Genomic DNA, 26,313 nt, shown 5'->3' with positions numbered 1-26,313 from the left:
GCTTTCGCTGGTGATGACAGCGGTGAGTGACGATGAAGCGGCGACCCTACGCCGCGCTCGCCTTGGCGTCCTGGATCGCGCGCCAGACGCGTTCCGGCGTCAGCGGCATGTTGATGTGCTTGATGCCGTACTCCGACAGCGCGTCGACCACGGCGTTGACGATGCAGACGAGGCTGCCGGCGCAGCCGGCCTCGCCGCAGCCCTTGGTGCCGAGCGGGTTGGATTTCGCCGGCGAGGGATGATCGCCGACCAGCATCGACGGCACGTCGCCGGCGCGCGGCAGCGCGTAGTCCATGAACGAGCCGGTGATCGGCTGGCCGGAGGCGTCGTAGCTGACTTCCTCCATCAGCGCCTGGCCGATGCCCTGCGCGACGCCGCCATGCAGCTGGCCCGCGACGATCATCGGATTGACCACGACGCCGAAATCGTTGACCGCCGAGTAGCGCACGATCCGCGTCACGCCGGTGTCGGGATCGATCTCGACCTCGGCGACGTGGCAGCCGTTCGGGAAGGTCGACGCCGTCTCCTTGGTGGCGTGATCGACGTCGAGCGTCTCCGGCGTGCCTTCCGGCATCTTGCCGGCGCGCATCCGCTCGGCGAGCTCCATGATGCCGATCGAGCGGTCGGTGCCGGCGATGGTGAAGCGGCCGGCGCCGAATTCGATGTCGGCCTCGGAGGCCTCCAGCATGTGCGCGGCCGCCTTCTTGCCCTTCTCGACGACGAGTGCCGAGGCCTCGACGATCGCTTGCCCCGTTGCGGTGATCGAGCGCGAGCCGCCGGTGCCGTTGCCGAAGCGCACCAGATCGCTGTCACCCTGTTCGAGGGTGATCTTCTCGAAGGGCACCCCGAGCTGGTCGGACAGCACCTGCGCGAACGGCGTGGCGTGGCCTTGGCCGTAATCCAGCGTGCCGGTGGTGAGCTTCACCGAGCCATCGGGCTCGAAGCTGATCTTGCCGAGCTCGCCGCTCGGCGGCGCGGTGACCTCGAGATAGGAGCCGACGGCGATACCGCGCAGCTTGCCGCTCTTCTTGCTCTCCTTCTTGCGCTTGGCGAAGTTCTCATAGTCGGAGATCTCCAGCGCCTTCTGGAACACACCGGCGAAATCGCCGCTGTCATAGGTGACGCCGGACGCCGCCGGGAACGGCAGCTGCGACGGCTTGATGAAGTTGCGCTTGCGCAGCGTGAAGCGGTTGATGCCCATCTCGTCGGCGGCCGCATCGATCAGCCGCTCCATGTAGTAATTGGCCTCGGGCCGGCCGGCGCCGCGATAGGCGCCCATCAGCGTGGTGTTGGTCAGGACCGTCTTGATGTCGACGCCGAGCAGCGGTGTGCGATAGACGCTGGCGAGGTTCTTGCCGGTGTTGAGCGACAGCGGGCCCGGCGCGACGCCGGTGATGTAGGCGCCGAGATTGCCGTAGCCGGATAGCCGCACCGCGAGGAACTTGCCGTCGGCATCGAGCGCGAGCTCGGCATGGATCAGCTGCGCGCGGCCCTGGCTGTCGGAGAGGAAGCTGGTCGAGCGCTCGTCCAGCCACTTCACCGGACGGCCCAGTTCACGCGCAGCATGCGCGATGCAGGTGTATTCGGGATAGTTGAGGTTCTTCATCCCGAACGAGCCGCCGACATTGCCGGTGAGGATGCGGACCTTGTCGGCGGGCACGTTGAGCAGGCGTGCCAGGATCGCCTTGTTGCCGGAGACGCCCTGGGTCGGCACCTGCAGCGTGAAGCGTTCGGTTTTCTTGTCGTAATGGGCGAGGGCGACGCGCGGCTCCATCGAGACCACGGCGACGCGGGTGTTGACGATGTCGAGCTTGGTGACGTGCGCCGCGCCGGCGAACGCCGCCTCGATCTTGGCGGCGTCGCCATAGTGATAGTCGAGCGCGACGTTATCGGGGATGTCGTCGTAGAGCTGCGGCGCGCCGGGCCTGGCGGCTTCAGCTGCGTCGGTCACCGCGGGCAGCGGCTCGATATCGACCTCGACGGCCTCGGCGGCATCGCGCGCCTGCGCCGCGGTCTCCGCCACCACGAAGGCGACGGGATCGCCGACGAAGCGCACCTTGTCGGTCACCAGCGCGGGACGGTTGGTCTGCTTGAGCGGGGAGCCGTCACGGTTCTTCAGCGGCAGGCCGCAGGTGAAGGGGTTGTAGCCGGCGGCCGCAAGGTCGGCGCCGGTCCAGACCCCGAGCACGCCCGGCATCGCCCTGGCGGCCGCCGTCTCGATGCCCTTGATGATTCCATGGGCATGCGAGGAGCGAACCATCCAGCAAGTGGCCTGGCCGGGCAGCGAGAAATCGTCGGTGTATTTGCCCTTGCCGCGCACCAGGGTGTCGTCCTCCTTTCGTCGAACAGGCTGTCCGACACCGTATTTTTGCAGTGCGATAGCGTTTTCGAGGGAGGCAGGCGGCGTGTGATCTTGCATCGAAAATGACCTGAAATGCCCGGATTTGCTGGAGTTTGGGGGCGCTGAGGAGATAACGCACACCCCCCTTAACGACAACGCCCGATTGGGCATGGACCCAATGTGAACGGAGTTTGCGTAGGGCTTTGACGCTGCTAAAGTTTCCGTGAACGATAATTATTCGGCGGGCCTTTTGGTCCCGTGGAAAGACAGTTTTGATGAACGACCATGTGCGGCTTTGCGACGGCCCTCCGGCCAGCGAAGCCCCGCCAGGGTTGGTTGCGGCAGCGGCGGAAAGTGGCGTCTACGCCGCGCTGGACCTTGGCACCAACAATTGCCGGCTGTTGATCGCCTGTCCCACCGGCGACGGGTTCCGCGTGGTCGATTCCTTCTCGCGGATCATCAGGCTCGGCGAGGGCATCGCCGCCACCGGCTCGATCAGCGAGGCTGCGATCGAGCGTGCCATTGCCGCACTGGCCATCTGCAGCGACAAGATTCGCTATCGCAAGGCGCGCCGGCTCCGCCTGATCGCCACCGAGGCCTGCCGCGCCGCCGGCAATGCCGAGAGCTTCCGCGCGCGGGTGGCGGCCGAGACCGGCATCAAGCTCGAGGTGATCGATCGTGAGACCGAGGCGACGCTCGCGGTGATCGGCTGCTCGCCGCTGCTCGATCCGAAGGGGCGGGGCGCCATCCTGTTCGATATCGGCGGCGGCTCGACCGAGCTGGTGCGGATCGAGCGCGACCCCAACGCGCCCGACGCGGCGCCACGCATCAAGGCGTGGATGTCGATCCCGCTCGGCGTCGTCACGCTGGCCGAACATTTCGGCGGCAAGAACGTCACCAGGGATATGTATGCGCGGATGATCGATGAGGTTGCGCGGCACGTCGCGCCGTTCGCGGCCGAGCATGGCAAGGATCTGCGCGACATGCACATGCTCGGCACCTCCGGCACCGTGACCACGCTCGCCGGCGTGTTCCTCAACCTGTCGCGCTACGACCGCCGCCGCATCGACGGCATCTGGATGAACGATTGCGACGTCACCGCGACGATCCAGAGGCTGCTCGGCATGAGCTATGAGGCGCGCGTCAACAACAACTGCATCAGCGTCGAGCGCGCCGATCTGGTGCTCGCCGGCTGCGCGATCCTCGATGCGATCCGCAACGCGTTCCCGATGCCGCGGCTTCGCGTTGCCGATCGCGGCCTGCGCGAAGGCATGCTGGTCGAGATGATGCGCGAGGACGGCGCGCTGCGGGCGTGCTAAAGCTTCCCTTGCCTCGCCCCGCTTGCGGGGAGAGGCCGGATTGCATGTCAACGCAATCCGGGTGAGGGGCACTCTCCACGAGCGCATCTCTCACCTTCATTGCCGAAGCAGCCCCTCACCCCAACCCTCTCCCCGCAAGAGCGGGGCGAGGGAGAAGAGAAAATGAAATGGCGAAAGACACCACCGGGCGGCTGCACGTCACGGTCAAGAGCGGCGGCAAGCGCAAGCTGTCGTCAAAACTCTGGCTCGAGCGCCAGCTCAACGATCCCTACGTCGCCAAGGCCAAGGCGATGGGCTACCGCTCCCGCGCAGCTTTCAAGCTGCTCGAGATCGACGACAAATACCGTCTGCTCAAGCCGGGCATGACCGTGGTCGACCTCGGCGCGGCGCCCGGCGGCTGGAGCCAGATCGCGGCCAAGCGGACCGGTGCTGTCGACGGCAAGGGCAAGGTGGTCGCGATCGATCTCTTGGAGATGGGCGAGATTCCCGGCGTCACCTTCGCGCAGCTCGACTTCCTCGACCACGACGCGCCGGAAAAACTGATCGCGATGATGGGTGGCCGCGCCGACATCGTGATGTCCGACATGGCCGCCAACACCACCGGGCATCGCAAGACCGATCAGCTGCGTATCATCGGCCTGGTCGAGACCGCCGCGCATTTCGCCGGCGAGGTGCTCAATCCCGGCGGCACGTTCCTGGCAAAAGTGTTCCAGAGCGGCGCCGACGCCGAGTTGGTGGCGCAGCTGAAGCGCGATTTCGCGACCGTCCGCCACGTCAAGCCGTCCGCCAGCCGGCAGGATTCGTCGGAGCGCTATGTGCTGGCGACGGGATTTCGCGGGCAGCAACAGCCGTCATTGCGCGGGGCGTAGCGGCGACGCGTTCGCCGAAGCCTCCGCGAAGGCAATCCAGATCCCTCATGGGGCCCGGCCGGAGCGCTGCCCGGTACGCGAGCGCGTCCCGAGCTGACCTGAATCCATTGGAACTCTTTCCGTTACGGCGTATTCTATCTTCCCGGCGCGGTCAGTTCGTTGCGTGTTTCGGCCTGGCGCCATGACAGGTTTGTGCAGCGAGCCGCGCCTCCGTCTTGCGGAGCTCTTCCGTGATGGAACGCAGGTCGAGCATAGGTAATCGCCTTCTGGCGGCCTTGCCGCCCGCCGACCTTGATTTGCTTGCGCCTCATCTCCGCAAGATATCGCTCGAACGCGACGCCGTGCTGGTGCGGTCGGGCGACCTCGTCGAACAGATCTATTTTCCCTGCACGGCATTGATCGCGTTCGTTATGGACCTGCCGAACGGGCAGGCCGTTGCGACAACAATGATCGGCAATGAGGGTGCCGCCGGCATCCTGTCGACACTCAGGTCGATACGCTCGCCGATGACCGCGGTGGTTCGCGTCGCGGGCACGACGTGGCAGATTTCGCCGGCACGATTTCACGCCGCGCTCGCGCACAGTCACGCGCTTGGCAGTGCGGTACAGCTCCATATGCGGTCGTTGCTGGTCCAGTTCCAGCATATCGCGGCGTGCAATGCGCTCCATTCCGTGGAGGCCCGCCTGGCCCGGTGGCTGTTGCAGGTTCACGATCAGATCGGCGACGACGCGCTGCCGCTGACGCAGGAGACGCTATCGGAATTGCTGGGCGTGCGACGAACGACCGTGACCCACGTCGTGCACAAGCTTCGCGCCTCGGGCGCAATCCGCTCCAACCGGCGGAGCTCGATCGAAGTCGACAGGCCGCGGCTCGAAACCGCGGCCTGTGAATGCTACGAGATCATGCGCGGCAGGATCGACCGCATCGTATCCGCGGAAGGGATGAGGTCGTCCGGTCACGGCGCGCCGCCACATGGACCTCGGCGTTCGCACGCCGGACCATGGACCAATGGCGACAAGGTTCATGCACATACGCGCGGCGCGGGTGCTGAGCGATCACGAAGCCATTGATTGCGGTTGCAACGCAGACGCGGATGTCAGGACGCCTTGCGCAATTCGTGCTCGGGTTCGTGCACCCACGCGTCCCTGGCGAACCATTCGTGATTGGTCCGACAACTCGTGCAATAGCTGCGCGAAAAGAACACGGTGCTGCACCGGAACGTCTCGCGGTCGGATTTCATGCCGGTATTGATCGCACGTCCCGTCCGCGGGCATTTGATCATGATGACGCCCATCTTGGTCCTCCTCCAATGTCAGGGATTGCGGGTCCCGCGCACCGTCGGCTGGACCGCGCCTCTTCTGATCGGAGACGCTTGGTCCAGCCGGCCTGGGAGCGGGGGGGGGGGGCGGCTCCTCAGGAAGGTGTTTTCAGGGCCTTTGCAAAGCTCTTCTTGATCGGCTCGGAGGTCTCGGTCGCAACCTTCTTCGCGATCTCCCAGAGCTCCTTGTTCTGCGCGGTCGTCGCTTCGAAATTCTTGCGGCCGTGATTGGCCGAAAGCTGGATGACTTCCGACAGCGATCTGGTGCCGGCGAGTTCGGATATGAACGCGAGGGCCGAACTGGCGTTGGAATGCGAGATCTCGATCACCTTGGCTGCGTAATCCGCGGCGCCCTTGGCGTTGACCGCATATGCTTCCTTGAGCAGGACGGAGATTTCCTCCGAAGCTTCCTTGGCCTTCTCGAACTGTTCTCGGGCACGCCTTGCATTTTGTTCGGCGATACCCTGAAAGGCCTGAGGCAACGCGAACAGGGGCAGGCCAAAGCCGCCGGCTTTCGGATTATCGCTCACTTCATTCGTATGGACGTCACTCACTGGCTCTGATCCTTTCAAGCGAAACCAGATCAAGGAAAATCCGCGCCTCGCGGTGCACGGACGCTGGGGAAGCGCACCTGGAGCGCTTCCTTCCACATGGCTTTTTGCTGAATGCCGGGTCACCGCGTGCCCGCTTGAGCCGGACTATGCAGGATCGGCGGCGTAGCTTCCGTTCGCTTTCTGACTCTCGCGGAGATTTTTTTCCGGGACGAAACGGCCGTCGTATCGTGCCACCGCGGGGCGTTCAGCCACCGATCGCGGCGGTGGCGCGGCCGGTGCAGCTGGACATCTCGACCGCTTGCGTCAGGACGGTGCGTGGTCAGGTGTCATCCTGATCGGAAGGCGCGCAGCACGACATTTCGGCGCGACTGCTTGGAACCTCGGTGCGTAGCTGGAGTCGACTCCTTTGCTCCCGGCCAATGCCCCCCAAGCCCACCGGGAGAAAACCCCAACTGGGTTGGCGGCCTTGGTGCAGCGTCAGGTTTCGCGCACTGGGGCCGTTTCTTGGAGGACTGGAAAATCGGGCGACGCAAGCGCATATTTCCCAGATGGCGACCATTGTTCAATGCAATTGCGGCGCCGAGTACAGACGCACCGAAGAGAAGTTCTTGGTGCCGCATACGGGTGATGCGATCTGCACGGTCTGCGGAGCAGCGCTGGAATCGTGGCTGGAAGCGACCCACGTTCCCACTTACGAACTGATCGAACGTCCGGATCGAGGACAGCCAGGCGGAATGACCGGCCACCCCTGATGGCATGGTCGTGACCTGACGGCGACTCGCGGTGTCCGTGCCTCGGGAACGGCTCGTTCGACCGACTAGCCGAGCCGCTGATCGCGCGCGTTCTGGGTGTCCTCGGTCGCGACCTTGACGGCTTCGGTCGCGGCGCGCTTCTCGGCGCCCTTGCGGCTCGAGATGTCGATCGCCTTGCGACCGGCGATCTCGTTGCCGGCCTCAGCCGGCATCTGCCAGAAGAACCAGGCCGAGGCCGCCGAGATCAACGAGACCACGATGAAGGCCGGCGCGAACACGTCGGCGGAGAGCTCGGTCTGGTGATGCAGCGCCAGCGTGGTTTCAACCGAGAACGCGCCGACCGCGACGCCGGCGGACACCGCGAGCTGCTGGTTGACGCTGACGAGGGTGGTGGCCCGGCTCATCTGCGGCGCCTCGACCTCGGCATAGGCCACGGTGTTGATCGCGGTGAATTGCAGCGAGCGGAAGAAGCCGCCGACCACCAGGATGGTGAAGATCAGCATCAGCGGCGTCGAGATCGTGAACAAGGCGCAGGCGGCGAGGAAGGCCGAACTGACCACCGCGTTGACGGTCATCATGTTGCGGAAGCCGAAGGCGCGGATGATGCGCGCCGCCAGCGTCTTCATCCCCATGGCGCCGACCGCCGACGCAAAGGTGACGAGACCGGACTGGAACGGCGACAGGCCGAAGCCGACCTGCATCAACAGCGGCAGCAGGAACGGCAGCGCGCCGATGCCGAGCCGGAACATGAAGCCGCCGACGATCGACGCGCGCATGGTCGGCAGCCGCAGCAAGCCGAAATCGAGCACCGGCGAACCGGTCCGCCGTGCGTGGATGACGTAAAGCGTCATCGAGACCGTGCCGACACCGACCAGCGCGGCGACGATCGGCCACGGCAGCAGATTGAGCCCGGCCACCGACAGCCCGAAGGCGATGCCGGCGAGGCCGATCCCGGCCAGCACCAGTCCCACGAGATCGAAGCGCTCGGGATCCTCGCTCTTGATCGGGTCGATGTATTTCAGCGCCAGGAAGATGCCGAGCAGCCCGATCGGGATGTTGATCAGGAAGATCCAGTGCCAGGAGAAATAGGTGGTGATGAAGCCGCCAAGCGGCGGCCCGATCACCGGGCCGATCAGCGCCGGGACCGTCACCCAGGCCATCGCGTTGACCAGCGCGCTCTTGTCGACCGAGCGCAGCAGCACCAGTCGCCCGACCGGGGTCATCATCGCCCCGCCGAGGCCCTGCAGGATGCGGGCGAACACGAAATCGGTCACCGAGGATGACAGCGCGCAGCCGATCGAGCCCAGCATGAACACGCCGACGGCGCCGGCAAACACGATGCGGGCGCCGAAGCGGTCCGCGGTCCAGCCGCTCGCCGGGATGAACACCGCGAGCGACAGCAGGTAGGAGGTGATCGCCAGTTTCAGCGTCAGCGGGCTGGTGCCGATATCGGCGGCGATCGCGGGCAGCGAGGTCGCGATCACCGTGGAGTCCATGTTCTCCATGAACAGGGCGGTGGCCACGATGAGCGGGATCAGGCGTTGCTTGTTCATCAAAATAGGACAGCTGTGCTGAAAAGGCGGGCGAGCGGGCCATATCATCCTGCCCTCGGCCACGCTATTGCGGAACCGGCCAAACGCCCTAAATCCTGCGTGACGCTGGTATGCATCCGCCCGTGTCCAAAGGTTCGCCGTGATCTACGTCCTTGCCGCTCTCCTGCCGCCAATCGGACTGCTCCTGAACGGACAGCCGTTTTCGGCCATCTTTAATCTGGTCCTGATCGTGTTTTGCGCGGTTTTCGGGCTGTTTTTCCACGTGTTGCTGCTGGTGCCGTCGGCCCATGCCGTGATCGCGGTCCACATGAAGCGCGAGGACCGGCGCCATCGCGAAATGGTCGAAGCGATCCGCCGCCATGGGCCGCCGCCGGGTTACCGGGCGCCCTGAACCGGCCCCCTAAAAAGGCCTGTGCATGGCTGGCAAACACTTTGATTCGTCATGCCGCCATGCTATCGACCAGCGTCAACCCCACCGATGGGCGCCGATTCGACGGTGACGCAGCGAGCGTCGCCGCAGGCGGCGTTCATCCGTAAGACCATCGCGGCTGGGCCGCAGATAAAGGAGTTGGCAATGGCCACGGGATTTCCGGCTATCCGCGAAGCCTTCACGTTCGACGATGTGCTGCTGAAGCCCGGTTTGTCCGACGTGCTTCCCTCGGAAGTCGATATTCGCTCGCGCGTCACCCGCGCGATCTCGCTCAACATCCCGATCATGGCGTCCGCGATGGACACCGTCACCGAGGCGCGCATGGCGATCGCGATGGCGCAGGCCGGCGGTCTCGGCGTCATCCACCGCAACTTCGATCCGGAAGGGCAGGCCGCGCAGGTGCGGCAGGTCAAGAAGTTCGAGTCCGGCATGGTGGTCAATCCGCTGACCATCGGCCCCGACGCCACGCTGGCCGATGCGCTGACCCTGATGAAGGAGAACGGCATCTCGGGCATTCCGGTCGTCACCGGTGCCGCCAAGAACGTGCCGGGCAAGCTGGTCGGCATCCTGACCAACCGCGACGTGCGCTTCGCCAGCGATCCCCGGCAAAAGGTCTCGGAGCTGATGACGCACGAGAACCTCGTCACGGTGCGCGAGGGCGTCGGCCAGGACGAGGCGAAGCGGATGCTGCACAAGCATCGCATCGAGAAGCTGCTCGTCGTCGACGACCAGTATCGCTGCGTCGGCCTGATCACCGTCAAGGACATCGAGAAGGCGGTCGCCCATCCGCTCGCCTGCAAGGACGAGCACGGCCGCCTGCGCGTCGCCGCCGCCACCACGGTCGGCGAGACCGGCTATGAACGCACCGAGCGGCTGATCGATGCCGGCGTCGACGTCGTCGTGGTCGACACCGCGCACGGCCATTCGCGCCATGTGCTCAATGCCGTCAACCGCATCAAGCGGCTCTCCAACGCGGTGCAGGTGGTGGCCGGTAACGTCGCGACCGAGGGCGGCGCGCAGGCGCTGATCGATGCCGGCGCCGACTGCATCAAGGTCGGCATCGGCCCCGGCTCGATCTGCACCACGCGCATCGTCGCCGGCGTCGGCGTGCCGCAGCTTACCGCGATCATGGACGCGGTGGCCGCGGCGAAGAAGGCCGACGTGCCCGTGATCGCCGACGGCGGCATCAAATATTCCGGCGACCTCGCCAAGGCGCTCGCCGCCGGTGCCGACATCGCCATGGTCGGCTCGCTGCTCGCCGGCACCGACGAGACGCCGGGCGAAGTCTTCCTGTGGCAGGGCCGCTCCTACAAGGCCTATCGCGGCATGGGCTCGGTCGGCGCGATGGCGCGCGGCTCGGCCGACCGCTACTTCCAGCAGGACATCAAGGACACGCTGAAGCTCGTCCCCGAAGGCATCGAGGGCCAGGTGCCCTACAAGGGCCCGGTCGGCAATGTGATGCACCAGCTCGCCGGCGGTCTCAGGGCGGCGATGGGCTATGTCGGCGCCAAGGACATCAGGGATTTCCACGACAAGGCCGAATTCGTCCGCATCACCGGCGCCGGCCTGCGCGAGAGCCACGTCCATGACGTCACCATCACGCGCGAAGCCCCGAACTATCCGGGCGGGGTGTAGGCCCAAGCACCGTCATTCCGGGGCGGTCCGAAGGGCCGAACCCGGAGTCCCGGGAGTCCGGGACGCCATCATTCGCTAGGCGAGCCAGCGCTTGCGTCGCTTGTAGTGCTTCACATCGCGGTATGATTTTCGCTTCTCTCCGGCGACGCCAAGATAGAACTCCTTGACGTCCTCATTTGCGGCGAGCGCGTGCGCTTCGCCGTCCATCACCACGCGGCCGTTTTCGAGGATGTAGCCGTGGCTTGCATATCTGAGCGCCATATTGGTGTTCTGCTCGGCGAGAAGAAACGACACACCTTCCTTGGTGTTGAGATCCTTCACGATCTCGAAGATCTCTTCGACGATCTGCGGCGCGAGGCCCATCGATGGTTCGTCGAGCAGGATCATCTTCGGGCGTGACATCAGCGCGCGGCCAATCACGCACATCTGCTGTTCGCCGCCCGACGTATAGCCGGCGGTGGAACTGCGTCGCTCTTTGAGGCGGGGGAAATAGGCGTAGACACGTTCAAGGTCCTGCGCGATCGCGAGCTTGCCGTCCGTCCGCGTAAAGGCGCCGGTCAGGATGTTCTCCTCGACCGTCAGATGGGGGAAGGCACGCCGCCCCTCCATCACCTGGATGCAGCCGCGTCGCACCACGTCGTTTGGCGACAGGGATTTCACCTCGACGCCGTTGAACAGGATCGAACCCTTGGTGACCTCGCCGCGCTCCGCGTGCAGCAGATTGGAGACTGCCTTCAGCGTCGTCGTCTTGCCGGCGCCGTTGGCGCCGAGAAGCGCAACAATGCCGCCTCGCGGGACGTCCAGCGAGACGCCCTTCAACACGAGAATGACGTGATCGTAGACAACCTCGATATTGTTAACCGATAAGATCAGAGCTGCCGCTTCCGTCGCAGCGGTGACGACCTTGGCGATTGACATGCGCAGACCTCCAAACTGAGCAGGGGCTGGGATCCGGGAGCAGGCAATCCTGCCTCCCGGATCACTCGCACGGGTCAGGTTTCTTTCGCGCAGTCGCGCGGCTTGATCTTCTTCTCTGCGGCATACTTCGCGGACACATCGGCGACGAGCGGTTCGATCAGCGATTCGTCAGCCGTGTACCAGTCGGAGATCACTTTCCAACTCTTGCCATCCCATTGCTGGACGCGCCCGTAGCGCGCGCCTTCGTGGTCGGAGCAGGAAATGCTGACCGGCTTCAACATTCCCTCAAAGCCGAGCTCCTTGATTCGTGCATCGGTGAGTGTGAGGTTCTCGAGCCCCCAACGGACCTGCTCGCCCGTCAGCGGTTGCTTGCCGAATTTCTCTTGCGCCTTGCGGATCGCCTCTACGCCGAGCATGGCATTCGTGATGCCGCGGTTGTAGAGGACTTCGCCGATCTTGCCAGGTTCTGTCGAACCCTTTCCCTTGGCGTAGACGTACTTCTCTATGTCGGCGTGCGCGGGGAATTTTCCTGCGCCATGCTGAAGCATCAACGATTTGTAACCGCTGGCCTGATCGCCCGCCGGCGTCACATCCGGCTCTGCGCCTGACCACCAAACACCGATCATCTTGTCGCGCGGATAGGCGACGGCGGCTGCTTCCTTGATTGCCGTGCTGTTCATGACGCCCCAGCCCCAGACCAGAACATAGTCCGGCCGATTCTGGCGGATAGCCAGCCATTGCGACTTCTGCTCGACGCCGGGATGCGTGACGGGGATCGGCGTGAATTCAAAGCCGTACTTCTGCGCCAGCACCTGCAGCATCGGAATTGGCTCTTTGCCATAGGGGCTGTCATGGTACAGCAGCGAAATCTTCCTGCCCTTCAGCTTGTCGAAGCCGCCGAGTTCCTTGGCGACGTGCTGGATCGCGATGTCGGCCGCGGACCAATAAGTGCCAAGCAATGGAAAATTATATGCGAACACCGCGCCGTTCTTGGAATCGGCACGGCCATACCCCATCGTAATGATCGGGATTTTGTCAGCCGCGGTCTTTTCGGTGAGTGCGAAGGTGATTCCGGTCGACAGCGGATTGATGAAGGCCGCGCCGGTTGGTCCTTTGCTCTTGAGACGCTCGTAACACTCCACTCCCTTGTCGGTCGCGTAACCCGTCTCGCATTCCTCGGTCAGAATCTTGATGCCGTTGATGCCGCCGTCACGTTCATTGATCAGGTTGTAGTAGTCTACCACGCCGTTTGCGTAGGGCGCGCCGTTCACAGCGTACGGTCCGGTCCGGTAAGACAGAATTGGGATGAACTGTTCGTTTTGCGCTGCGGCCGGTGCGCTAAGCGCCGCTCCGGCCAAGGCGGTCGCGAGTGTCAGTAACCTGCGTGCAATACTTGCCATATTGATATCCTCCTTGCGGTACTTCCTTCCTCTCCGTTGTCGGCGGCCGCCATCCGCATTGCGATCAAGGCACGATCGCTGCCTCAATAGGGAAACGGCCAAAGTCTGAGCTTCTCCTTGCCGATCGAGATCAGCCGGGCGAAGCCATGGGGTTCCTTGATGAGCAGATAACAGATCAAGGATCCGAAGATGATGAACTGGAGGTGAGTGATCGTTTGCGTCGACAGTGGCAGACCGAGCTTGGTCGGAATCACATTCAGCATGATCGGCACGATGAGGATGAACGCTGCTCCGATGAACGAACCCATGATCGAGCCGAGCCCGCCGATGATGACCATGAACAGAAGCTCAAGCGAGCGGTCGATCGAGAACGCAAGCGGCTCCCATGAACCGAGGTAGACGAACGCCCAGAGCGCACCCGCCACCCCGATGATGAACGAAGAGACTGCGAAAGCCGTTAGTTTTGCATAAAGCGGCCTGATGCCGATCAGCTCGGCGGCGATATCCATGTCGCGGATCGCCATCCACTGCCTGCCGAGATTGCCGCGCACGAGATTTTTCGCCAACACCGCCATCACGGTCACGACGGCCAGGCACAGCAGGTAGCGCTCGACCGGCGAGCGAACGACCATACCGAAGAAATCCAGTTCCGGCGCATTCACTGATCCCGACGGGGCGTAGTTGGTGAACCACGGGATCCGCAGGAACGCCCAATCGAAGAAGAACTGCGCGGCGAGCGTTGCGACCGCCAGGTAGAGACCCTTGATCCGCAGACTGGGAATGCCGAACAGGATTCCGGCACCCGCCGCCATGAACCCGCCAAGCAGAATGGATGCCAGCACGGGCAACGGTGGGATCGCGATCGCGAAGCCGAGCCAGGCAAGCGGGATATGAACGCCGGTCGCCAGCTTGTAGGCGGAATAGGCGCCGATGGCCATGAACGCGCCGCTGCCGAGCGAGATCTGGCCGCAATAGCCGACGAGAATGTTTGTCCCGATGGCGGCGAGCGCCAGGATGAGGAAGGGCAGCAGGATGGCCCACAACAGATAGTCGGTGCCGAACGGCCAGATCCGGAAGGTGGCCAGCAGCGGCACGCCAATGAAAGCAATTCCGAGCAAGACAGCGAGGGCGATACGATCCTGCCGGATCGGGAAGATCGCCATATCCTCCGCATAGGTCGCCTTGAACTGGCCAGCTTCGCGATAGAGCACAACGACCTCCTTGCCTCAGACGCGTTCGATGATGCGCTCGCCGAACAGGCCCTGCGGCCGCAGGAGCAGCACCGCCAGCGCCAGCACGTAGGCAAACCAATATTCGATGCCGCCGCCGATGGCCGGCCCGAGATATACCTCTGCGAGCTTCTCACCCGCCCCGACAATGAGCCCGCCGACGATGGCTCCGGGAATCGAGGTGAGGCCGCCGATGATCAGGACCGGCAAAGCCTTCAGCGCGAGAAACGTGATGGAGAACTGCACGCCAAGCTTGGTCCCCCACACGGTCGCCGCGACGAGCGCAACGAGGCCGGCAACGAGCCAGACCACGAACCAAATCCAGCTGATTGGAATCCCGATCGAATGCGCGGCCAAATGGTCGTCGGCCACGGCTCTGAGCGCGCGACCGGTCTTGGTACGCTGAAAGAAGACCGCGAGGCCGGCGACCAGGACGCCCGCGATCAATGCGCCCCAGACATCCAGCTTGTTGACCAGAATCCCGCCCGGGAACAGGCCTTCAAACAAGAACCAGGCGTCGGTCGGGAACAGCCGGAGCGGGTAGACATCCGATCCGAAGATCATCTCCGCGGCGCCCTCGATAACGAATGTCACGCCGATCGTCGACATGAACAGCGTCAAGCCATCCTGATTGACCAGAGGTCCGATCACGAACCGCTCGATGAGCCAGGCGGTTGCTGCCATGATCACGGCGGCAAAGCCGATCGCGAGGATGACCGCGACCCAAAGCGGAAGGCCGTTGGCGACCAGGAGGTCGAGGGCGCGAACCAGCGCCAATCCCGCGAGCAACACCATTGCTCCCTGCGCATAGTTGAATACGCCGGATGCCTTGAAGATCAGCACGAAGCCGAGCGCAACCAGCGAATAGAGCACGCCGGACATCAATCCGCCGATCAGGACCTCGAGAAACTGACCCAGTGCGATCATGGACGCACCTCAATGCGCGACGCCAAGATATGCGTCGATCACGGCTTGACTTCTCTTCACTTCATCAGGCGTGCCGTCGGCGATCTTCACGCCGTGATCGAGCACCGCTACGCGGTCCGACAGATCCATGACCACGGCCATGTCGTGCTCGATCAGGGCAATGGTCGTGCCGTAATGGTTGTTCACATCAATGATGAACCGCGACATGTCCTCCTTCTCCTCGAGGTTCATGCCTGCCATCGGCTCGTCCAGGAGCAGAAGGTCGGGCTCCATCGCCAGGGCGCGACCGAGTTCGACACGCTTCTGCAAACCGTATGGCAGACGCCCGACCGGTACCTTGCGGATTGTCTCGATCTCGAGAAAGTCGATGATCTCCTCGACCTTGCGCCGATGCTCGATCTCCTCTGCGAGGGCAGGGCCATAACGCAGCAGCTGCCACAACAGCCCCCGGCGGACCTTCAAGGTGCGGCCTGCCATGATGTTGTCGAGCGCGCTCATGCCCTTGAACAAGGCGACATTTTGAAAGGTGCGCGCGATGCCGCCGCGCGCCGCCTCGAACGGCTGCATTTTGGACCGGGTCCTGCCCTTGAAGGTGATCGCGCCATGGTTGGGATGATAGAAACCGTTGACGACGTTCAGCATTGAGGTTTTGCCGGCGCCGTTGGGGCCGATGATGGCGCGAATTTCGCCTTTCTTGACGTTGAACGAGACGTTCCGCAGCGCCTTGACGCCGCCGAAGGCCAGTGCCACGCCCTCGACCTGCAGCAGGATTTCGTTGGCGTTTGGCGCTCTCATGCTGCTCTTCCCAGCGATTCTGCCGGACCGATGATTTGCATGTCGCGAATCTCGACTCGTGCCGCGATCGTGCCCTTCCGGCCATCCTCAAACGTGACTTCCGTGGAAATGTCGGCGTCATGCGCTCCGTTGTAGAGTGCCGTGACCAGCGACGCATAGCGTTCGGCAATGAAGCGGCGGCGCACTTTCTGCGTGCGGGTCAGCTCGCCGTCATCCGCGTCGAGCTCCTTGTGCAGAATGAGGAAGCGGCGAATCTGGGCGCCCGCAAGCACCGTTTCCCCGGCCAGGGAGCGGTTTACCGCGGCAACGTCTTTGGCGACCATGTCGTAGACCAGCGGATGCCCGGCAAGCTCCTGATAGGACCCGTAGGCGACGTTGTTGCGTTCCGCCCAATTCGCGACCGCGACCGGGTCGATGTTGAGCATGGCGCATACGAACTCTCTGGAGTCACCGAACGTGATCGCTTCCTTGATATTGGGATAGAACTTCAGCTTGTTCTCAAGGTACTTGGGAGCAAACATCGTGCCGTCAGCCAATCGACCGACGTCCTTCGCACGATCGATGATCTTCAGATGCCCGGTTTTCTCGTCGAAAAAGCCCGCATCGCCGGTCCTGACATATCCGTCGGACGTCGTCGCTTCCGCGGTCTTTGCCTGATCCTTGAAATATCCGAGGAACATGCCGGGCGAGCGAAACTGCACTTCGCCCGATTCCGCGATGCGGATGTCGACGTTGGGCGCCGGCGGACCAACCGTATCCGGGTAGATCTCGCCATCGGGTTGACACGTTACATAGAGGAACGCTTCGGTCTGGCCGTAGAGCTGTTTCAGGTTCAGTCCGATCGCGCGGTAGAACGCGAACAGATCCGGACCGATAGCTTCGCCTCCGGTGTATGCGACGCGCACCTGAGACAGGCCGAGAACGTTCTTGAGAGGCTCGTAGACCAGCCAGCGTCCCAGCGCATAGAGCAATCGGCCCGACAGCGGCACCGGACGTCCCGTCAAGACTTGCTCGCCATACCGCCGCGCGACGTCCAGAAAGTAGCTGAACAATCGCCGCTTGATCGGCGCTGCGTCCTCCATCCGGACCATCAGCCGCGTCAGCATGGCCTCGTAACCGCGTGGCGGGGCCAGGTAGAAGGTTGGTCCTATCTCATGCCGATCCTGCTCGATTGTGTTGCTGCTCTCGGGGCACGCCATGCAGAATCCGGCCACAAGGCCTTGTGCATAGCTGACGTAATGATCGCCCGCCCAAGCCAGCGGCAGATAGGCCAGCACCACGTCCTTGTCGGTCAACTTGTCGAACCGCGTGGTGTCGGTTGCAGCATCGATGCAGCCTCGCGCCGACAGCATGACGCCCTTGGGCGCGCCGGTCGTTCCCGAGGTGTAGAGGATGATCGCGATGTCCGAACCGTTGCCGGCCCGAATGGATTCATCGATCCGTTCGCCAAGTGCTGCGTCGGCTGCAAGCGCGGCGCGGCCGTCATTGATGATATCGCCGATTGCGATCAGTCGACCGTGGTCGTAGCCGTCGATTCCGCGCGGTTCGTCGTAGATAATCCTGTTGAGTTGCGGCAGTCGGTCGGACACCGACAGGACCTTGTCGACCTGCTCCTGGTCCTGCGCTGCGACCAGCGTCGCCTCGGCGTGAGCGAGAACAAAAGCAAGCTCATCAGCCACCGCATCGGAGTAGACTGGAACAGGGATTGCGCGGAGCGTCTGCGCCGCCATCATGGTCCAGTAAAGCTTGGGTCGGTTGGAGCCGACGACCGCGATTGTCTCGCCCGGCCGCAAGCCAAGCCGATGCAAGCCGGCAGCGTAGCTACGTACGATCTCGGCAACCTCAGCCCAGGTCCAGCTCTGCCAGATGCCGAGATCCTTGTGCCGGAACGCTGGCCGCGTGCCAAATTGTGCCGTGTTTCGCAGCAGCAATTTGGGAAACGTGTCATACGATCCGCCGCCGGCCATGTCGGTCTCGATCCAAAAACCGAAGCGTTGGTTCGCTCCTGTTATGGTGATGCCTGCTCCATTTTTGGGTAGCAGACATGCGAGTGCCGCATGGTCCGAGATTACAGCGAATCGCAAGTCCGACAAGGGCCAGATTGATGGATCGCGTTTTTGCCGCGGGCGCGCGCGGCAGAGATAGGTCTACCGGCTGCCAATTCGCCGAAGGTGAAGCCGGCCGCCACCAGACGGACATTGCGGCGCGAAGACGCTGATCGGCTCTCAAGAGGTAACTCCAATGCTTCGGAAGGCCTCACGTCCGTCGGGCGGTGCCGCGAAGCGGACCGGAGTCCTGCGCCACTCAGGTTTCGAGCGCGACCGGAAACCGTTTGCCGATTTGCTGCGCGGCCGCCCTCGTTGCGACCCATGGAGGGCCGCCTGACCGCTTTGCCGGATGGCGAGGTCGGATGAGGCGACTTGACTACGGCCGCTTCGTCTGCCGGTGGCGCGTCGTGACAAACTGCCGCCACCAGGGGGCCCTGCGAACCGCCGCGACGTGACGGTATCGCGTTGGCGCCAATGTGCCTGGCATGATGGCTGTCATTTCAAACAACATTTCAAACAACGCAACGCGAAGACAGCAAATCCATTTCCCTTGCGGGGAGGTGGATTGCATGACTACGTGTGCGCCACGAACCAATCATCCCAAGAGGAAATCATGTCCCAAGGAAAGCGCATCGTTCTGGCTTCGCGCCCGCACGGCGAGCCCACGTCGGCCAATTTCAGGCTCGAGGACTACACGCCGCCGGCACCGGGTGCGGGCGAGGTGTTGCTCCGCACCATCTGGCTGTCGCTCGATCCCTATATGCGCGGCCGCATGGCCGACGGTCCGTCCTATGCCGCACCGGTGCCGGTCGGAGGCGTGATGGAAGGCGGCACGGTGAGCGAGGTGATCGCCTCCAACAATCCCGGCTTTGCCAAGGGCGACATCGTGCTGTCGCGCGCGGGCTGGCAGACGCATGTGCTGTCCGACGGCAAGGGCCTTGCCAAGATCGATCCGAAGATCGCGCCGATCTCGACCGCGGTCGGTGTACTCGGGATGCCCGGCATGACCGCCTATACCGGCCTGCTCGAGATCGGCAAGCCGCAGGCGGGCGAGACGGTGGTGGTCGCGGCGGCGTCCGGCGCGGTCGGCTCGGCGGTCGGCCAGATCGCAAAGATCAAGGGGGCGCGGGCGATCGGCATCGCCGGCGGCAAGGACAAGTGTGCCTACGTCAAGAACGAGCTCGGCTTCGACGAGTGCCTCGATCACCGCGATCCCAATCTCGCGGCGAAGCTGAAGGAAGCCTGCCCGAAAGGCATCGACGTCTATTTCGAGAATGTCGGCGGCGCGGTGTTCGACGCGGTGTTTCCGCTGCTAAACGCGTTCGCGCGCATCCCGGTCTGCGGTCTGATCGCGCATTACAACGACACCGAAGCGCATGCCCCGAAATGGGCCGGCGCGATGATGCGCAACATCCTGACCAAGCGGCTGACCTTCCGTGGCTTCATCGTCAGCGACTTCGCCGCCATGCATGGCGACTTCCTCCGCGACATGTCGCAGTGGGTGCGCGAGGGCAAGGTCAAGTACAAGGAGTTCGTGACCGAGGGCCTGGACAGCGCGCCGGAGGCCTTCATGGGCCTGCTCAAGGGCGCCAATTTCGGCAAGCAGTTGGTCCGGGTCGGGCCGGACAAGGCTTGAGTTGAAGGCCCGGAAGCTCCCATTCCGCGCAACAAAGTATCAAAAGCGCCACAATGGCGGGGGATTTGGGGGCCTTTCGGCCCCCATTTGCTTGACGGAGACCCGCAGCAATTGATTCAGTATGGCTATATTTCAGGTGTAGCCATGATTTTTGAAGCTATTGTTGTCGGGGTCATTCTCCTCGCCGTCGGCTATTGGGCGACGATGTTCGTCATGGGCCGCCGCGACGACGTCTTGCACGGAAAATTCGTCGAGGAGCAGCCGGACACGACGCCGGTCCGCTTCATGCCGCACGTAGCTCGCGCACGGCCCGCGCCGGCGGCACCACAGCCCGACGGGGACTCGCTTCAGGCGCTGCTCACCGTGATCAAGCAGGACCTGCACGACGCGGCGCGGAGCTGACGCGGCTCAGGCCGGCTGCTTGCCGAGCAGCATGTCCAGGTCGACATCGACCTGGCCCTTCGCCCTGACGTGGCGGACCTCGAAACTGTCGGGCTGGAAGCGGTATTCGACGAGACCGGTTTCCTTGATGCCGATCACCTCCTGCCGCGCGTCGGAGATGATGAAGCCGGCCGAGGGCGCCCAGATATGTCTGACATGCTCGAACGTATAGTCGCGGCGCTGGTGCACATGGCCGCTGCCGACCAGGCGCCAATCGACCTTGCCGAACATCTCGATCAGGCGGCGGCGCGCCGGTTGCGGCACGAACCGGATCGCGGTCTCGGCGCGCTCGGCATCGTAGGGCAGGTCGAGATGGAGCGGCTTGTGCAGGAACAGCGCGATCGGCCTGCCGACCGCCTTGTCGAGCGCGCCTGCGAGCCAGTCGAACTGCTCGGCCTCGCTGTCGAGGCCGGTGTTCATGATCAGTGAATTCAGCCCGATGAAGCACCAGCCGGCAGCGTCGAAATGCCAGCGGTCCTCGCCGAGCACCGAGGTGAAGGCGCCGCGCGTCTCCTCGGTCGGCAATTGCGTCGGTGGCGCGCCGACCGCGGTCGGATTGTCGCCGATGTCGTGATTGCCCGGCAGATAGAGGCAATCGACCGGCAGCGCGTTGTGCAGCTCCTTGGCGAATGCGAGGTCGTCGCGGCTGGTCGGCCCGTCGAACGAGACGTCGCCGGAGTTGAGCACGAGATCGGGACGCGTCGCGTCGATGTGCTCGCTGACGCGATGAAAGTTGTCGATGAGCGGCTTGAAGCGGCGCGCGAGATGGGTGTCGGAGATCTGTGTCAGGCGAAATTGGGGCATGCATCGCTCCTTTCGGCCGGAGCATAGGTCGGCGCGAAGTCGGAACGATGACGATTTCGCCGTCTTATTCGATGCCTCGTTTGAAGCCCTGTTTGATGTGTTGTTTGGTTTTGCGCCTTTTGGGCGGCCGCTGATCGCCAGTTGCTGCACCGACGCCGGCGAGCCCGCCGTCACCGGGCACACCGCTTCCCGGGGCCGCGCTGTCGAGGATCGGGGTGATGATGCTTATCGCGTCAACCGTGAGGGGCTGAAACCGCCATTGGTCCTGGGAGTTGGTCACCCGGGCTCGGATCATGGTTCAACGGGTTACCGCGCACGCTTCATTGTGTTGGGGGCGCGTGGCGGCTAAGAGGGCGGCGGGCGCCCGCGGCTGAGGGAGATTTTTGATGTCGGTTCAAATGGTTCTGTTACCGGTCTTCATCCAGATCGGGATCACCTTCGTGCTGTTGTTCGCCATGGCGACGACGCGTACAAGGGCGCTGACGAGCGGCGAGACCAAGATCGCCGACATCGCGCTGCGCGAGCCGAACTGGCCGGCCCAGGCCACCAAGTTCGGCAACTGCTTCGCCAATCAGTTCGAACTGCCGATCCTGTTCTATGTCCTGATCGCTATTGCGCTGCCGCTGCGCCGTGCCGATCTGTTCATCGTGCTGATGTCCTGGGTGTTCGTGGTGACGCGGTTTGCCCATGCCGGCGTGTTCGTCACCTCCAACGACGTGCGGCCGCGCTCGCTCGCCTGGTTCGCCGGCGCGCTGGTGCTGGCGGCCATGTGGCTGTATTTCGCGCTCAGACTGCTGCTGCTGATCTGATGCGCCCAACCGAAAGAGATCAATGACCCCCGCTGCCCGGCTTTCCGCCGCGATCGAGCTGATCGCCACCATCGACGCACAGCGCATTCCCGCGGCGAAAGCGCTGAAGGAATGGGGCACCGCGCACCGTTATGCCGGCTCCGGCGATCGCGCCGCGATCTCCGGCCTGATCTGGGACGTGCTGCGCCGGCAATCCTCCGCGGCCTGGTTGATGGATGACGCCAGCGCCCGGTCGCGCGTGCTCGGCATGCTCAAGCTCGAACGCGGCATGGATATCGCCACGATCCAGGCGCTGTGCGACGGCGGCCGGTTCGCGCCGGATCCGCTGACCGCGACCGAGGAGGCCGCATTGGCCTCGCGCTCGCTCGAGGATGCGCCGGCGCATGTCGCGGGCGACTATCCGGACTGGCTCGATCCGCATCTGGCAAAGGTATTCGGCGACGACCGCGCGGCGGAAGCGACCGCGATGGCGAGCCGCGCGCCGCTCGATCTGCGCGTCAACACGCTGCGCGGCAAGCGCGAGAAGGTGCTGCCGCGGCTGTCGCATCTCGGCGCCAGGGAAACGCCGTGGTCGCCGCTCGGCCTGCGCATCGAGCTCGGCGCCGACGCGCGCAATCCGGGCATCCATGCCGAGGAGGATTTCATCAAGGGCGCCATCGAGGTCCAGGACGAGGGCTCGCAGCTCGCCGCACTGTTCTCGGCAGCCAAGCCGGGCGAGCAGGTGATCGACCTCTGCGCCGGCGCCGGCGGCAAGACGCTGACGGTGGCGGCGATGATGCAGGGCAAGGGCCGGCTGATCGCGACCGACAGCGACAAGCGCCAGCTTGCGCCGATCCATGAGCGGCTGTCGCGCGCCGGCGTGCACAATTGCGATGTGCGCACGCCGCGCGGCGAGGAGGAGGTGTTGTCCGACATCAAGGCGTCCGCCGACCTCGTGCTGATCGACGCGCCCTGCACCGGCACCGGGACCTGGCGCCGCAATCCCGACGCCAAATGGCGCATGCGCCCCGGCGCGCTCGAGGTGCGGCTGAAGGATCAGGCAGAGGTGTTGGAGCGCGCTGCGCCGCTGGTGAAAGGCGGCGGCCGGATCGCCTACATCACCTGCTCGGTGCTCTCGGAGGAGAACGGCGAGCAGGTCAGGGCCTTCATCGCGCGGCATCCGGAGTTTTCCGTGCAGCCGCCGGAGCAGACCGCAGCGGTGCTGTGGGACAAAGCCGAGCAATTTGCGGAGGCCGCATTGCTGTCGCCGGAGGGCTTGCTGATGACGCCACGCCGCACCGGCACGGATGGGTTCTTCGTCTCGGTGTTGAAGAAGGCGTAACGCTTCCCCCGCCGTCATTGCGAGGAGCTCGCGACAAAATTGCAGAGCAATTTTGCGCTGAAGCGACGAAGCAATCCATTTCTCCGCTTGCGGCACGATGGATTGCTTCGCGGAGCCTGTTTCATCGGGCGCGCGTTCGCGCGACCCGTTGGCTCGCAATGACGGGCGAGTCCACTACGTTTCGGAGCACGCACCAATCGGCACCGGCGTCCTGCTCACCACGATGACCCAGTACAGCAGCGCGCAGGCGCTGATCGCGGCACCCAGCACGCAGACGCCGGGCCAGCCGGCGGCCGCATAGGCCATCGTCGAGGTGATCGCGCCAAAACCTGTTCCGATCGAGTAGAACACCATGTAGCCGCCGACCAGCCGGCTCGCCGCGTCAGGGCGCGCGGCGACGATCAGGCTCTGGTTGGTGACATGGATCGCCTGCACCGCGAAGTCGATCATCAGGACGCCGGCCACGACCAGCCATAGCGAGGTGTTGAGGCAGGCGGCGATCGGCACCCAGCCCGCGAGCATCAGGATCAGCGACAGGCCCGTGGTGCGCTGCCCCCAGCCGCGATCGGCGAGCTGGCCGGAATTGCGCGCGGCGAGCGCACCGGCAAGGCCGGCGATCCCGAGCATGCCGATCGTGGTGTGCGACAGCGATAGCGGGGGAGCCGCGAGCGGCAGCACGACCGAGCTCCAGAACACGCTGAAGCTCGCGAAGATCAACAGCGCGAACACCGCGCGCTCGCGCAACACCGGCTCCTCGACGAACAGCATGGCGGTCGAGCGCAGCAGCTTTGCATAGGACGATCCGGCCATCGGCTGCGGCGCGTGCCGCGGCAGCGCGCGTGCCAACAGCGCCGCCAGCACCAGCGTCAGCGCGGCCGAGGTGAGATAGACCACGCGCCAGCCGCCGAGATCGGCCAGCGCCCCGGCGGCAAAACGTGCCAGCAGAATGCCCGAAACCACGCCGCTGGTGACGGTGCCGATGGTGCGGCCGCGGTCGGCCGGCGCCGCCAGCGTCGCGGCGTAGGCGACCAGCACCTGGATCACGACGGCGAGCAGCCCGACCAGCACCATGCCGACAAGCAGCACCGCGGCGTTCGGCGCGGCGCCGACGATGGTGAGCGCGATCGCCGACAGCACGGTCTGGCCGACGATCAGCCTGCGGCGGTCCCAGAGGTCGCCGAGCGGCACGATCAGCATCAGGCCGAATGCGTAGCCGACCTGGGTCAGCGTCACGACGCCGCCGATCACCGCCGGCGTGATGGAGAGATCCTGCGCCATGGTATCCAGCAGAGGCTGCGCGAAATAGATGTTGGCGACGCTCAGCCCGCAGGCGACGGCGAACAACAGCACGACGGCGGGAGACAGAGCGCGAGCCGTGGTGTGGCTGGGCCTGTTGTGCACCTTGTGATCGGCCTCGGCCGGTCCGGCCTTGGCCATGGTCTGGTTCGTCATCTTGCCTCCGCTGCAATTCGCAATCTGGTCTCATCATGAGACCAGTTGCGTCGGGCGCTGTCTAGTCCTATTTTAGGACCAGTTCGGAATCGTGATCGAGAAAGGTTGGCCGCGATGAAGCGGACCGCATTTGCCAAAGCGGAATGCCCGGTGGCGCGCGCGCTGGACGCGATCGGCGACTGGTGGTCGCTCCTGATCGTGCGCGACGCGTTCGACGGCCTGCGCCGGTTCGGCGACTTCCAGAAGAATCTCGGCATCGCCAAGGGCATGCTGACGACGCGGCTGCGCACGCTGATCGAGCTCGGCGTGCTCGAGCAGGTCGCGGCCTCCGACGGCAGCGCCTATCAGGAATATGTGCTGACCAGGCGGGGCCACGACCTGTTCCCGATCGTGGTCGGCTTGCGGCAATGGGGCGAGGCGCATCTCTTTGCGCGCGGCGAGCCGCATTCGGTGCTGCTCGACCAGGCCGGCCAGGCGGTCGGGCAGCTCGTGCTGCCGTCGAAGAGCGGCAAGCCGCTGAGCTGGGCTGACACCAAGGTGAGGAAGGTCGCTGCGCGGAGGCGGTGAGCGAAGGGCGGACTCTCTCCACGTCATTGCGAGGAGCGAAGCGACGAAGCAATCCATGTCTCGGCAAGCGGCGCGATGGATTGCTTCGCTACGCTCGCAATGACGGGGATGGAGCCGGGCCGTCGCCCTTCGAGACGCGCTACGCGCTCCTCCAGCGACAAAGGCGAAGCCTTTGCGCGGGGGTGACGGACGACGTGTGATCAATCCACAATAAACAGCGTCGCACCCGTCTTCGTCGATGAACGATGTGCGGCGTCGCCGAAGTCGGAGACCTGGTAGCTCATGCCCGGCTTCAGCGTGAATCTGCGGCCGTCGCGCAGCTCGGTGTCGAGCTCGCCCGCGACGACGTAGAGCACATGGCCGCGATCACACCAGTGATCGGCGGGATAGCCGGGCGAATATTCCACCATCCGGACCCGCAGCTCGCCGATGTTGAGCGTGCGCCACAGCGCCTGTCCGGTTTCGCCGGGATGCACTGAAGGCTCGAGCTGGTTCCAGTCGGTGACGGTGAAGGGCAGGGTCGGGATTTTCATGCGCGTGGTTCCTGATGTCGCGTCTTCCGCTTCTGTATCCTATCCACCGGCGTCATCCTGAGGTGCGCGCAGAGCGGTGCGCCAGCAGCGCTCGGCGGGCCTCGAAGGATGGGAAGGGGCCCGGGCTGTCGCCCTTCGAGACGGTCGCTTCGCGACCTCCTCAGGGTGACGGGCCGGGTTGGTTGATGCCACGATAACTCACCCCACCAGATGGTTCGCCGAGCCCTGCCGGATCTTCCCCTCGGCATCCAGCCGCAGATACTCGCAGATCTTCTTGCCGCGTTCGTTCTGGTAGAACACGACGACGCTGTCGGGCGAGACATAGAGGTCGATCAGCTCGAAATGCAGCTCGGGCAATTTCGCCAGCGCCGCGCTCCAATAGGCGCGCAAGCTGGCCTTGCCGCGCACGGTGCCTGACGCGCCGAAGCCGAGCGGCGGGATCCGGTCCGAGGTCATCTCGGCATCCTCGGCATACATCGCCAGCACCCGCTCGAGGTCGCGCGCGTTCCAGGCGGCGACCCAGTCGCGGCCGAGGGTTTTGAGGCGCGACGGGTCGTGAAAATCCGGCATTGGTTTCCTCCATGTGGCTTATGGCCAAATTAGGTCAATAATACTGACCTATATGGATTTGTCCATGCCCAAAGAAGAATGTGGGAGCCCCT

25 protein-coding genes are annotated in these 26,313 nt (G+C 64.3%); 11 read left to right on the top strand and 14 right to left on the bottom strand.

The window, feature by feature from the left end:
* Positions 1-46: 46 nt before the first annotated feature.
* Entirely contained in the window at positions 47-2,419 is a 2,373-nt protein-coding gene (locus I6F38_RS04320; protein ID WP_225159182.1) for a xanthine dehydrogenase family protein molybdopterin-binding subunit, read from the bottom strand.
* Positions 2,420-2,616: 197 nt separating this feature from the next.
* Between I6F38_RS04320 and I6F38_RS04315 the strand changes: the two genes are divergently transcribed.
* From I6F38_RS04315 to I6F38_RS04305, 3 genes are all read left to right on the top strand, one after another.
* Complete coding sequence (locus I6F38_RS04315; protein WP_225159181.1) at positions 2,617-3,660, top strand: Ppx/GppA phosphatase family protein; 1,044 nt, start codon at positions 2,617-2,619, stop codon at positions 3,658-3,660.
* Positions 3,661-3,827: 167 nt separating this feature from the next.
* On the top strand, positions 3,828-4,529 hold the full coding sequence (locus tag I6F38_RS04310) for an RlmE family RNA methyltransferase (protein WP_225159180.1): 702 nt from the start codon (positions 3,828-3,830) through the stop codon (positions 4,527-4,529).
* Between the two features lie 233 nt (positions 4,530-4,762).
* On the top strand, positions 4,763-5,599 hold the full coding sequence (locus tag I6F38_RS04305) for a Crp/Fnr family transcriptional regulator (protein WP_225159213.1): 837 nt from the start codon (positions 4,763-4,765) through the stop codon (positions 5,597-5,599).
* Positions 5,600-5,942: 343 nt separating this feature from the next.
* Here the strand turns inward: I6F38_RS04305 and I6F38_RS04295 are convergent, their stop codons facing one another.
* Positions 5,943-6,524, bottom strand: coding sequence for a phasin (locus tag I6F38_RS04295; RefSeq protein WP_225159179.1), 582 nt, complete (start codon positions 6,522-6,524; stop codon positions 5,943-5,945).
* 425 nt (positions 6,525-6,949) lie between these two features.
* Between I6F38_RS04295 and I6F38_RS04290 the strand changes: the two genes are divergently transcribed.
* Positions 6,950-7,153, top strand: a complete 204-nt coding sequence (locus I6F38_RS04290; protein ID WP_225159178.1) for a hypothetical protein — start codon at positions 6,950-6,952, stop codon at positions 7,151-7,153.
* Between the two features lie 65 nt (positions 7,154-7,218).
* On the opposite strand, the gene I6F38_RS04285 is transcribed toward I6F38_RS04290, so the two are convergent.
* Positions 7,219-8,706 carry a DHA2 family efflux MFS transporter permease subunit gene (locus I6F38_RS04285; protein ID WP_028344675.1) on the bottom strand — a complete coding sequence of 496 codons (1,488 nt, stop codon included), beginning with the start codon at positions 8,704-8,706 and terminating at the stop codon, positions 7,219-7,221.
* Positions 8,707-8,845: 139 nt separating this feature from the next.
* Between I6F38_RS04285 and I6F38_RS04280 the strand changes: the two genes are divergently transcribed.
* The gene (locus tag I6F38_RS04280; RefSeq protein ID WP_018271177.1) at positions 8,846-9,097 is read left to right on the top strand and encodes a hypothetical protein; all 252 of its coding nucleotides are present in this window, start codon (positions 8,846-8,848) and stop codon (positions 9,095-9,097) included.
* A 183-nt stretch (positions 9,098-9,280) separates the two neighbouring features.
* Positions 9,281-10,771 carry an IMP dehydrogenase gene (gene guaB, locus I6F38_RS04275; RefSeq protein ID WP_028335041.1) on the top strand — a complete coding sequence of 497 codons (1,491 nt, stop codon included), beginning with the start codon at positions 9,281-9,283 and terminating at the stop codon, positions 10,769-10,771.
* Between the two features lie 75 nt (positions 10,772-10,846).
* On the opposite strand, the gene I6F38_RS04270 is transcribed toward guaB, so the two are convergent.
* The 6 genes from I6F38_RS04270 to I6F38_RS04245 form a co-directional block, all read right to left on the bottom strand.
* Positions 10,847-11,689, bottom strand: coding sequence for an ABC transporter ATP-binding protein (locus tag I6F38_RS04270; protein WP_225159177.1), 843 nt, complete (start codon positions 11,687-11,689; stop codon positions 10,847-10,849).
* Between the two features lie 74 nt (positions 11,690-11,763).
* Complete coding sequence (locus tag I6F38_RS04265; protein WP_225159176.1) at positions 11,764-13,089, bottom strand: ABC transporter substrate-binding protein; 1,326 nt, start codon at positions 13,087-13,089, stop codon at positions 11,764-11,766.
* Between the two features lie 83 nt (positions 13,090-13,172).
* Positions 13,173-14,300, bottom strand: a complete 1,128-nt coding sequence (locus tag I6F38_RS04260) for a branched-chain amino acid ABC transporter permease (protein WP_225159175.1) — start codon at positions 14,298-14,300, stop codon at positions 13,173-13,175.
* A 15-nt stretch (positions 14,301-14,315) separates the two neighbouring features.
* The gene (locus I6F38_RS04255) at positions 14,316-15,245 is read right to left on the bottom strand and encodes a branched-chain amino acid ABC transporter permease (protein ID WP_225159174.1); all 930 of its coding nucleotides are present in this window, start codon (positions 15,243-15,245) and stop codon (positions 14,316-14,318) included.
* A 9-nt stretch (positions 15,246-15,254) separates the two neighbouring features.
* Positions 15,255-16,040, bottom strand: a complete 786-nt coding sequence (locus tag I6F38_RS04250) for an ABC transporter ATP-binding protein (RefSeq protein WP_225159173.1) — start codon at positions 16,038-16,040, stop codon at positions 15,255-15,257.
* Positions 16,037-18,007, bottom strand: a complete 1,971-nt coding sequence (locus tag I6F38_RS04245) for an AMP-binding protein (protein ID WP_225159172.1) — start codon at positions 18,005-18,007, stop codon at positions 16,037-16,039. Before I6F38_RS04245 ends, I6F38_RS04250 begins: the two co-directional genes overlap by 4 nt.
* Before the next feature lie 694 nt (positions 18,008-18,701).
* Here I6F38_RS04245 and I6F38_RS04240 point away from each other — a divergent pair.
* Both I6F38_RS04240 and I6F38_RS04235 read left to right on the top strand, forming a co-directional pair.
* Entirely contained in the window at positions 18,702-19,724 is a 1,023-nt protein-coding gene (locus I6F38_RS04240) for an NADP-dependent oxidoreductase (RefSeq protein WP_076826615.1), read from the top strand.
* Between the two features lie 144 nt (positions 19,725-19,868).
* On the top strand, positions 19,869-20,126 hold the full coding sequence (locus tag I6F38_RS04235; RefSeq protein ID WP_225159212.1) for a hypothetical protein: 258 nt from the start codon (positions 19,869-19,871) through the stop codon (positions 20,124-20,126).
* Positions 20,127-20,132: 6 nt separating this feature from the next.
* Here the strand turns inward: I6F38_RS04235 and I6F38_RS04230 are convergent, their stop codons facing one another.
* Positions 20,133-20,969 carry a metallophosphoesterase gene (locus I6F38_RS04230; protein WP_225159171.1) on the bottom strand — a complete coding sequence of 279 codons (837 nt, stop codon included), beginning with the start codon at positions 20,967-20,969 and terminating at the stop codon, positions 20,133-20,135.
* A 64-nt stretch (positions 20,970-21,033) separates the two neighbouring features.
* Entirely contained in the window at positions 21,034-21,249 is a 216-nt protein-coding gene (locus I6F38_RS04225) for a hypothetical protein (protein WP_225159170.1), read from the bottom strand.
* A 106-nt stretch (positions 21,250-21,355) separates the two neighbouring features.
* Between I6F38_RS04225 and I6F38_RS04220 the strand changes: the two genes are divergently transcribed.
* Both I6F38_RS04220 and I6F38_RS04215 read left to right on the top strand, forming a co-directional pair.
* Positions 21,356-21,778 (top strand): MAPEG family protein, encoded by a 423-nt coding sequence (locus tag I6F38_RS04220; protein ID WP_225159169.1) that lies wholly within the window; start codon positions 21,356-21,358, stop codon positions 21,776-21,778.
* 22 nt (positions 21,779-21,800) lie between these two features.
* Positions 21,801-23,099 (top strand): RsmB/NOP family class I SAM-dependent RNA methyltransferase, encoded by a 1,299-nt coding sequence (locus I6F38_RS04215; protein WP_225159168.1) that lies wholly within the window; start codon positions 21,801-21,803, stop codon positions 23,097-23,099.
* A gap of 174 nt (positions 23,100-23,273) precedes the next feature.
* Here the strand turns inward: I6F38_RS04215 and I6F38_RS04210 are convergent, their stop codons facing one another.
* Complete coding sequence (locus I6F38_RS04210) at positions 23,274-24,551, bottom strand: MFS transporter (protein ID WP_225159167.1); 1,278 nt, start codon at positions 24,549-24,551, stop codon at positions 23,274-23,276.
* A gap of 114 nt (positions 24,552-24,665) precedes the next feature.
* On the opposite strand from I6F38_RS04210, the gene I6F38_RS04205 reads away from it, so the two are divergent.
* Positions 24,666-25,118, top strand: coding sequence for a helix-turn-helix domain-containing protein (locus tag I6F38_RS04205; protein ID WP_225159166.1), 453 nt, complete (start codon positions 24,666-24,668; stop codon positions 25,116-25,118).
* A gap of 200 nt (positions 25,119-25,318) precedes the next feature.
* On the opposite strand, the gene I6F38_RS04200 is transcribed toward I6F38_RS04205, so the two are convergent.
* Positions 25,319-25,651: a DHCW motif cupin fold protein gene (locus I6F38_RS04200; RefSeq protein ID WP_225159165.1), complete on the bottom strand. Its 333-nt coding sequence runs from the start codon at positions 25,649-25,651 to the stop codon at positions 25,319-25,321.
* A gap of 198 nt (positions 25,652-25,849) precedes the next feature.
* Positions 25,850-26,221, bottom strand: coding sequence for a nuclear transport factor 2 family protein (locus tag I6F38_RS04195; protein ID WP_225159164.1), 372 nt, complete (start codon positions 26,219-26,221; stop codon positions 25,850-25,852).
* Between the last annotated feature and the right edge of the window lie 92 nt (positions 26,222-26,313).

The organism is Bradyrhizobium sp. BRP56 (genome assembly GCF_020194035.1).
Lineage (GTDB): Bacteria > Pseudomonadota > Alphaproteobacteria > Rhizobiales > Xanthobacteraceae > Bradyrhizobium > Bradyrhizobium australafricanum.
This window is presented reverse-complemented; position numbering and strand designations above follow the sequence as displayed.

Bases quoted from the DNA above. Each gene is read 5' to 3' on its own strand.
- I6F38_RS04320 (WP_225159182.1), bottom strand. From the start codon at position 2,419: ATGCAAGATCACACGCCGCCTGCCTCCCTCGAAAACGCTATCGCACTG.
- I6F38_RS04315 (WP_225159181.1), top strand. From the start codon at position 2,617: ATGAACGACCATGTGCGGCTTTGCGACGGCCCTCCGGCCAGCGAAGCC.
- I6F38_RS04310 (WP_225159180.1), top strand. From the start codon at position 3,828: ATGGCGAAAGACACCACCGGGCGGCTGCACGTCACGGTCAAGAGCGGC.
- I6F38_RS04305 (WP_225159213.1), top strand. From the start codon at position 4,763: ATGGAACGCAGGTCGAGCATAGGTAATCGCCTTCTGGCGGCCTTGCCG.
- I6F38_RS04290 (WP_225159178.1), top strand. From the start codon at position 6,950: ATGGCGACCATTGTTCAATGCAATTGCGGCGCCGAGTACAGACGCACC.
- I6F38_RS04285 (WP_028344675.1), bottom strand. From the start codon at position 8,706: ATGAACAAGCAACGCCTGATCCCGCTCATCGTGGCCACCGCCCTGTTC.
- guaB (WP_028335041.1), top strand. From the start codon at position 9,281: ATGGCCACGGGATTTCCGGCTATCCGCGAAGCCTTCACGTTCGACGAT.
- I6F38_RS04270 (WP_225159177.1), bottom strand. From the start codon at position 11,689: ATGTCAATCGCCAAGGTCGTCACCGCTGCGACGGAAGCGGCAGCTCTG.
- I6F38_RS04265 (WP_225159176.1), bottom strand. From the start codon at position 13,089: ATGGCAAGTATTGCACGCAGGTTACTGACACTCGCGACCGCCTTGGCC.
- I6F38_RS04255 (WP_225159174.1), bottom strand. From the start codon at position 15,245: ATGATCGCACTGGGTCAGTTTCTCGAGGTCCTGATCGGCGGATTGATG.
- I6F38_RS04250 (WP_225159173.1), bottom strand. From the start codon at position 16,040: ATGAGAGCGCCAAACGCCAACGAAATCCTGCTGCAGGTCGAGGGCGTG.
- I6F38_RS04245 (WP_225159172.1), bottom strand. From the start codon at position 18,007: ATGGCCGGCGGCGGATCGTATGACACGTTTCCCAAATTGCTGCTGCGA.
- I6F38_RS04240 (WP_076826615.1), top strand. From the start codon at position 18,702: ATGTCCCAAGGAAAGCGCATCGTTCTGGCTTCGCGCCCGCACGGCGAG.
- I6F38_RS04235 (WP_225159212.1), top strand. From the start codon at position 19,869: ATGATTTTTGAAGCTATTGTTGTCGGGGTCATTCTCCTCGCCGTCGGC.
- I6F38_RS04230 (WP_225159171.1), bottom strand. From the start codon at position 20,969: ATGCCCCAATTTCGCCTGACACAGATCTCCGACACCCATCTCGCGCGC.
- I6F38_RS04220 (WP_225159169.1), top strand. From the start codon at position 21,356: ATGTCGGTTCAAATGGTTCTGTTACCGGTCTTCATCCAGATCGGGATC.
- I6F38_RS04215 (WP_225159168.1), top strand. From the start codon at position 21,801: ATGACCCCCGCTGCCCGGCTTTCCGCCGCGATCGAGCTGATCGCCACC.
- I6F38_RS04210 (WP_225159167.1), bottom strand. From the start codon at position 24,551: ATGACGAACCAGACCATGGCCAAGGCCGGACCGGCCGAGGCCGATCAC.
- I6F38_RS04205 (WP_225159166.1), top strand. From the start codon at position 24,666: ATGAAGCGGACCGCATTTGCCAAAGCGGAATGCCCGGTGGCGCGCGCG.
- I6F38_RS04200 (WP_225159165.1), bottom strand. From the start codon at position 25,651: ATGAAAATCCCGACCCTGCCCTTCACCGTCACCGACTGGAACCAGCTC.
- I6F38_RS04195 (WP_225159164.1), bottom strand. From the start codon at position 26,221: ATGCCGGATTTTCACGACCCGTCGCGCCTCAAAACCCTCGGCCGCGAC.